The organism is Prevotella sp. AM42-24, assembly GCF_003461825.1.
Taxonomy (GTDB): Bacteria; Bacteroidota; Bacteroidia; order Bacteroidales; family Bacteroidaceae; genus Prevotella; species Prevotella hominis.
In genome coordinates this window covers 1-6,558 of the sequence record NZ_QTXV01000101.1, presented here as the reverse complement: position 1 = coordinate 6,558, position 6,558 = coordinate 1, and the positions used below count along the sequence as shown (strand labels likewise).

The window sequence follows — 6,558 nt, the reverse complement described above, 5'->3', positions numbered from 1 at the left end:
GTGATGAAGCGCAAAGGTAAAAAGCCGTTCCCCTCTCGCAAGCAAATTGATACTTTCCGATTTCTTGCGAAGTGGTGCAAGCAAACTAAAGCTGCCGAAGCGGAGATTCGCTTCTATGGCGATTCAGACCGAATACTATCATCAGCTGCGGTCTGGAAGAGTGTAGATAAGCACGGCAACATTATCAGATGGCAGAGCAATCATTTCTTCTACATTCCATACCTGAGTTTCAAGACTATGCCATACAAGATGACATTGGCCATGTACAAATTACATAAACAGACAATAAAATGAATGAGAATAATGCTACCGATCTGCGCATGACAACGGAAGTATGGAATGCGCTCGTGGATATGATGAACGTTGACCAACTCAACAACTTCATCGAGAACCTCAACTACATACAGGACAAACTTGTATCAGACGAGGTAGTAACCAACAGCGTGGACGATTTCGGAGGTCCCGGCAAGGTGCTGCTCATGCTCAACGCCTTCAAGCGCATGAGCGACCTCTTTCAGACCATCAACGTAGCCCTGGAGGCCAAAGGAGGTAAGGTATGAAAAAACGACCGATAGGCTTTGCTGCCTACGACAATGAGCAAAAGCCACAGCCGCAGGAGCGAGAGTCAAAGATTGACTATGTGACAATAGCCCTTGATGCCTACTTAGAAGGCAGTGGTCCATGTGATGATCAAAATGATCAGCACGTTGACTTCCTCTCTTCCAAGGATATACAGGATGCCATCAAAGAGATGGTCTTTGCCTCTATCTCTACCATCACAGAATACATGGTAGAGCATGGATATAAGATGATGCAGATTGAGGGTGGCAGGCTCGTCTGGATAATCAAGGATACCATGTCTGAATAACAAGAAATACAGTCATTTTTTTCTATATTGACTACTTTTCTACCAGAAAGTAGATAACATACGAGGTCGTCGTGATGACGGTCTCGTATTTTTATTTTCTCCCCTACCTTGTTATCTTTGCACGAAAAAAAAGATAAGACATGATAAAAGCCACCAAACCAACATCACCACTCTTCACCAGTGAGCTCGACACCTTCTCCTTCTCGATAGGTGGCGACAGCGCAACCGTCACCATCACCTGTGCAGGAGAAGAACTGCTCAGCGAGACATACTACCCCGTCTCCGGCAACATCACCATCTACGATCTCGGCACGCTCATAGCCGATGCGGTGCGCCCGACTGTGATTGCCACTTTCTCAATCTCCATCACCGAGCACACAGGTGAGACAGAAACTGCCTCATGGTCAAGCGGCAGCATCACCGCCTACTATGCCACCGTTGACATCGATATGTCGGCGGCAACATTCCTCGACCGATACTTCATGTCACTCCTGGATGGCGCTAAACTCACGCGCCTCGGCCATCGAGAATATCTCCATGCAGCTGGTTCAGACAGCACCAAGGCGATCGTCACGGCGCGATACATCAAGAATGCTAATACCGTCAACACCGCCACCTTCACAGCTGATGTCACACCGACACGCACAGTCAATGGCATCACCACATTCGACGTATCACCCGACAGATACCACAACGAGGTATATGGAGATCTCTTCGCTTATACCGTGACCGTGGGCAAGCGCACACAAGAGTTCCAGATAGATCATACCGGCAGCGTGGCAGACCCGGTGCTGCTCTTTACCAACAGCTTCGGATGCCAGGAGACTTTCTACTGTCTCGGCAAAAAAAAGATCTCACCAGAGTTCGAGCGCAAGAGCGCCGTGATCTCAGGCAAGAAAATCAACTATTCTATCAGGGAGACACGCAACTTCGAGGGCGACACCGGCATCCTGCCACCATCGATGACTCACTTCGCCGAAGACCTGCTGCGCTCCGACGAGATCTATCTTTTCAGGGATTACTCACAAGACAAGCAAGTCACCATCACTGAATCCAAGGCAGAGCGCACCAATGAGGCTGACGATATGCCAGAGTTCACCTTCACCTACCAATATGCACAGCGCATCCAAAACGTGATGTTCAAGAATATGGGCGAAGGTCGCATCTTCGATGATTCCTTCGACGACACGTTTAACTAAAGTTTCACCCTTAAAGTTTTCGCATATATGGCTGATACAAGCAAGGCAATACATATCAACGAGCTTCGCCGATCGCTCGATATCTCACGCATCGACCGCTCGCCTGTTGACATCGACTGCTGGAAGGCATCCGACGGATCCATCATCCACTACCGTGGCTGGCTCGTCACGTCCTCTAACTGGCGAGAGGGTACACACCGACTTCGCAACCCCGTCAACAACCAGGTGCGCAAGGTGCGCGACGTTTTCATCTTCAGATACAATAATCACCCAATATACTTATAGCAATGGACGACAAAAACATAGACATTACCTTCGCCACCATGGGCGACGTGATGAGCTACCAGGCATATAACCCTACGGGCGGTTTCGTGGAGTCTTCTGGCATCTTCGACGATGACGGCATCACAGGCACGATGACCGTCAAGGCAAGCGATGGCAAAGACTACACCTATATCCCCTTCGGTGAAGACAACCTTCTACCCTACCAGCTCATCAAAAGCATCGGAGAGAGCAGCGTGATGGCACAGAACAAACTTTTCAACGTGCTCACCTGCTACGGTCTTGGATTCCAATACAACGACATCAAAACCAAACTGCCAAGCGACGACAAGGATGTCAATCTCTTCAAGATGCACAATTCTCTGAGCAGATTCTTCCTGGAGCAAATCACCGACATGAAATATTTCTTTTTCTGCGTCTCGGCTATCATCCTCAACAAGAAGGGCGACCGCATCGTGGCCGTCCGACACAAGGAGGCTTGCTACTGCAGATTCACGCAGAGCAAAAACGGTCGCTCCGAATACGTGCTTTACGCCAATTGGCGCAATGCGCTGGAGCCTGAGAACATAGAGGCTATCCCATTGCTCGACGAGCTCGACCCACTTGGCGACCTGCAGGAGCGCATGGGGCTGAAGGGGCAGAGCGGACAGGTGAAGTCACGGCAAGGCGGCAATGGTCCTCGCACTAAGGCGCGTGTGTTTGCCATCGTGACACGTTTCCCTACTGCCGGATGTCAATACTATCCAGTTCCCTACTACAGTGCTATCTTCAGAGATAAATGGTATGATATCTCCCGACTCATCGCCATCGGCAAGATGTCAAAGCTCAGAAACCATGCCGCTATCCCCTACCTCGTGGAAATCCACAACGACTATTGGCGCGGCATCTTCAAGGAGGAGCACATCACCAATCAAGAAGATCAGAAAAAGCGTAAGCTCCAGGAAAAAGAAAAAATCAAGTCCTTCATCTCTGGCATCGAGAACAGCGGCAAACTGTGGGTGGCGGGATATTACACTACCCCAGACGGCAAGGAGGTCAACATGGTCAAGATTACTCGCATCGACACCTCCAAGGACGGAGGCGACTACAGCGACGACATCGCAGAGAGCAACAATATGCAATGTTATGCAGACAATATCCATCCTAACCTCGTGGGTGCTACTCCTGGCAAGAGTCAGACCAACAACTCAGGATCCGACAAGCGAGAGCTCTTCACGCTCAAGCAGTCGATAGAGAAAGCCTTCCATGATCTCATGGAGACTGTCCACTGGGTTATCATCTATTTCAACCACTGGGAGGATAAGGTCTATCCAGACGTGCCGCTCATCATGCTTACCACCCTTGACGAGAACAAGGACGCCAAGAAAGTTTCAAACAACCCAAAATCACAGACAGATGATTGATATTACCGTTGATAGATTTGAGGCAATCCTACCATTCGTAGGCGCAGCCTCTGAGGATGTGTTCAACAAGATGTTGGAATCATTTGATGATACGTATCAAGACCTCGTGACAAATATCATAGGCCAGGATCATGAAAATGATGCAACCATGGTAGGATCACGCCTACTCTTGCAGGTCGAGAGATACGTCATGATAGCCACGTTCCTTGATCGTCTGCACTCGCAAGACATCATCATGACCGACAATGGCTTCGGCGTGGTGAGCAACGACAACATCGCGCCCGCCTCGCAATTCCGTGTCGATGCCCTGGAGCGTGAGTTGACCTACAGACGTGACATGGCAAGACACAACATGATCAATGAGCTTCGCCGTGTCGATGGATGGGCAGAGACAGAGCAAGCACTTGACAATATACGGTCTTTCTTTTGGTCACCGGTCTTGCTGCGCCAATATTATTATATCGACCATAAACCGACATTCGATGACCTCGCATCTTTCAGATCTAACATCGATACTGCAGAGAATTTTCTTCGCAAGCAGCTCTCCGATGACTTGATTGACCAGTTGCTAAGCGAGGAGCGCAAGGCTAAATTCGAGCCAAACCATCGAACTGCCAAACTCAAAATACTCGATTTCATCGCGTTGTTTCTGCCCCAAAATGGCGATATCACAGACAGACAAGATACCCATGGCTCATTCGAGAACCTTCTTCGTTTCATAGAAGATCATCTCGATGACTTCACCAAATACAGAGACTCAACCGCCTACAAGGCCAATCACATGCAAGCGTATGAAAACAAAGCTGATGACACAACCTTCTTCTTTGCTGGCTGACGGCAGCCTGCAACTCCACGCTCCTCACTCCTGGAGTGATCTCACACAAGAGCAGCTGCGCTATGTGCTCTTCCTGCTCACACAAGGTTGGAGCGAATGGCAAGTGCGCACCTATCTCTTTGCCCGTTTCTGCGGTATCAAGGTACTCAAGGAGAAAAAAGACGGATGGCTCTGCGAGACTATGCTGGAGAATGGTGAGAAGTTGCGCTTCTTCCTTCAGCTTTGGCAGATACAAAGTTTGTGCGAGGCATTCGACTTCGTCTTCGATGGCAAGGGTGCAGACAACAGGCTTGACTTCATCGGTCCATACAAGGCAGTAGATGTCGAGCTGCATGATTTTCCACTCATCAACTATATCGTCTGCGATAACTACTTCCAACAGTTTCTCAAGTCAGATAAGACGAGCGATGAGCCACTACGCGAGATGGCGTGCCGACTATATCTTGACGATCAGGGCAAAGAGCCTGACTCCATCAAATGTGCTCCATCCGAGACCATGGGAGTGTTCTTGTGGTTCATGTGGATAAAAGATAACTTTTCAAAATCTTTTCCACACCTCTTCAAACCTGCGTCTGAAGAAGGCGACTATGATATGACGGAGGCTATGAATGCGCAGATCCGAGCGCTCACGGGTGGTGACATCACCAAGGAGAAACAAATAGAAAAGTCTGATGTGTGGCGTGCGCTCACCGAGTTGGATGCCAAGGCACGTGAGGCCGAGGAGTTAAACGATAAACTGAAAAAATCATGATTAAGACAGAGATAAACACCCCTTCTGTACAGGTGGGCTTTGATGCGTTCTCTTACTTTAGAGATCTCACCAAGCAAAACAAGCTTACCTCAGAGTTGGGCTTCATGCCTACCACCTGCAGCAGCCCACTCTCTTTCGAGGGTATGCTGCAGAACATGGCTAAGAGTAAAAACTTTGTGGTCATCGATGACACCAACGAGGGCAACGTGGCCGTCAATGGTGACGGTAGTTACCGCAAGGTCATCACTTATACCGTGTGGATCCTCATGCGCTACAAAGAGTTTGACATGAATGACCGACAGGAGAAGCTCAACACATGCCGCAAGATATTCCGCCAGTTTCTGAGCAAAATCGTCATCGATAAGTACGACTGGCAATTCAAAGAATACACCTACATGCTCAGCGACCAGATAGACAGCCGTGAGATAGGTGCCTATTTCATCAACGGTCTCACAGGCGTTGAGTTCCATCTTGACGTGAGTGAGCCATTAAACCTGGAGTTTAACTATGAAGAATGGAACGAATGACATCAAGCGTCCTGTCTCACAAGCAGACATCTACGCCTATGAGAAGGGATGGGCAGAAGAGATGGTCAACATCTGGAAAGAAAAACTCATGCACTATCGCATCCGGCATACCGGTGCCCTCTTCAACAGTGTGCAAACCACTTCCTTTGGTGGTTCCTCTCGTATGATAGCCCACAAATTCCTGCTCTACGGTCTCTATCAAGAGGCTGGCACAGGCAATGGCTATTACCATGGCAACCCTGGCGACCTTCATTTTCTCGATCCTGAATACCGTGCTAAGCACCATTTGGGCGAGCCTCGTCAGCGCAAACCATGGTTCAACAAAAAATACTATGCCTCCATCATGAAACTCAACGACATGGAGGGTATGTTCTACGGCGAGGAATACCTGGGCTTGATGGCAGACATCTTCAAGCAAATGTTTGACAATAAAATATAATTGGGTATGGCAGAAAAATTAGATAAGCAACAAATCAAGCAAACCTTCGAGGAGATACGTGACGAGCGCATTCCAAAAGCTAACACGGCAAGGCGCATCGGCAATGCCTTTTTATCTCTCTTCGAGTTTGCAGCACCTAACGACGAGAAACTATCCTCCGTTGATGATGATACCGCCAAAGGTCTCATCACCTTTGCCAAGGGTCTTGTCTCCAAGGCTCTCGCCAAACTCGCCTCTCTCTTCGTTTCCGGCAA

Annotated in this window: 11 protein-coding genes; all 11 read left to right on the top strand. The window is 48.9% G+C overall.

The features are described 5' to 3' along the window. On the top strand, positions 1-294 hold a 294-nt coding region (locus DW917_RS17375; protein WP_158570218.1), incomplete at its 5' end, for a hypothetical protein. Beyond that, complete coding sequence (locus DW917_RS15895; protein WP_118120294.1) at positions 291-560, top strand: hypothetical protein; 270 nt, start codon at positions 291-293, stop codon at positions 558-560. The genes DW917_RS17375 and DW917_RS15895, both read left to right, overlap by 4 nt. Beyond that, positions 557-868: a hypothetical protein gene (locus DW917_RS15890; RefSeq protein ID WP_118120292.1), complete on the top strand. Its 312-nt coding sequence runs from the start codon at positions 557-559 to the stop codon at positions 866-868. The genes DW917_RS15895 and DW917_RS15890 overlap by 4 nt, the downstream gene beginning before the upstream one ends. A gap of 140 nt (positions 869-1,008) precedes the next feature. Then, positions 1,009-2,067, top strand: coding sequence for a hypothetical protein (locus DW917_RS15885; RefSeq protein WP_118120290.1), 1,059 nt, complete (start codon positions 1,009-1,011; stop codon positions 2,065-2,067). 27 nt (positions 2,068-2,094) lie between these two features. Then, positions 2,095-2,352 carry a maintenance system killer protein gene (locus DW917_RS15880; protein ID WP_118120288.1) on the top strand — a complete coding sequence of 86 codons (258 nt, stop codon included), beginning with the start codon at positions 2,095-2,097 and terminating at the stop codon, positions 2,350-2,352. 2 nt (positions 2,353-2,354) lie between these two features. After that, a complete protein-coding gene (locus DW917_RS15875) occupies positions 2,355-3,752 on the top strand; it encodes a hypothetical protein (RefSeq protein ID WP_118120286.1) in 1,398 nt (465 codons plus the stop codon). Further along, positions 3,745-4,587 carry a DUF6712 family protein gene (locus DW917_RS15870; protein ID WP_118120284.1) on the top strand — a complete coding sequence of 281 codons (843 nt, stop codon included), beginning with the start codon at positions 3,745-3,747 and terminating at the stop codon, positions 4,585-4,587. Before DW917_RS15875 ends, DW917_RS15870 begins: the two co-directional genes overlap by 8 nt. Further along, positions 4,544-5,338 (top strand): hypothetical protein, encoded by a 795-nt coding sequence (locus DW917_RS15865; RefSeq protein ID WP_147344235.1) that lies wholly within the window; start codon positions 4,544-4,546, stop codon positions 5,336-5,338. The genes DW917_RS15870 and DW917_RS15865 overlap by 44 nt, the downstream gene beginning before the upstream one ends. Then, positions 5,335-5,865: a hypothetical protein gene (locus DW917_RS15860; protein ID WP_118120280.1), complete on the top strand. Its 531-nt coding sequence runs from the start codon at positions 5,335-5,337 to the stop codon at positions 5,863-5,865. The genes DW917_RS15865 and DW917_RS15860 overlap by 4 nt, the downstream gene beginning before the upstream one ends. Further along, complete coding sequence (locus DW917_RS15855; RefSeq protein WP_118120278.1) at positions 5,846-6,304, top strand: hypothetical protein; 459 nt, start codon at positions 5,846-5,848, stop codon at positions 6,302-6,304. The genes DW917_RS15860 and DW917_RS15855 overlap by 20 nt, the downstream gene beginning before the upstream one ends. A 6-nt stretch (positions 6,305-6,310) precedes the next feature. Further along, a partial coding sequence (locus DW917_RS15850) for a hypothetical protein (protein WP_147344234.1) occupies positions 6,311-6,558 on the top strand: 248 nt, incomplete at its 3' end.

Coding starts and splice junctions, on each gene's coding strand:
- DW917_RS15890 (WP_118120292.1), top strand. CDS start 557: ATGAAAAAACGACCGATAGGCTTTGCTGCCTACGACAATGAGCAAAAG.
- DW917_RS15865 (WP_147344235.1), top strand. CDS start 4,544: ATGAAAACAAAGCTGATGACACAACCTTCTTCTTTGCTGGCTGACGGC.
- DW917_RS15860 (WP_118120280.1), top strand. CDS start 5,335: ATGATTAAGACAGAGATAAACACCCCTTCTGTACAGGTGGGCTTTGAT.
- DW917_RS15895 (WP_118120294.1), top strand. CDS start 291: ATGAATGAGAATAATGCTACCGATCTGCGCATGACAACGGAAGTATGG.
- DW917_RS15885 (WP_118120290.1), top strand. CDS start 1,009: ATGATAAAAGCCACCAAACCAACATCACCACTCTTCACCAGTGAGCTC.
- DW917_RS15855 (WP_118120278.1), top strand. CDS start 5,846: ATGAAGAATGGAACGAATGACATCAAGCGTCCTGTCTCACAAGCAGAC.
- DW917_RS15880 (WP_118120288.1), top strand. CDS start 2,095: ATGGCTGATACAAGCAAGGCAATACATATCAACGAGCTTCGCCGATCG.
- DW917_RS15875 (WP_118120286.1), top strand. CDS start 2,355: ATGGACGACAAAAACATAGACATTACCTTCGCCACCATGGGCGACGTG.
- DW917_RS15870 (WP_118120284.1), top strand. CDS start 3,745: ATGATTGATATTACCGTTGATAGATTTGAGGCAATCCTACCATTCGTA.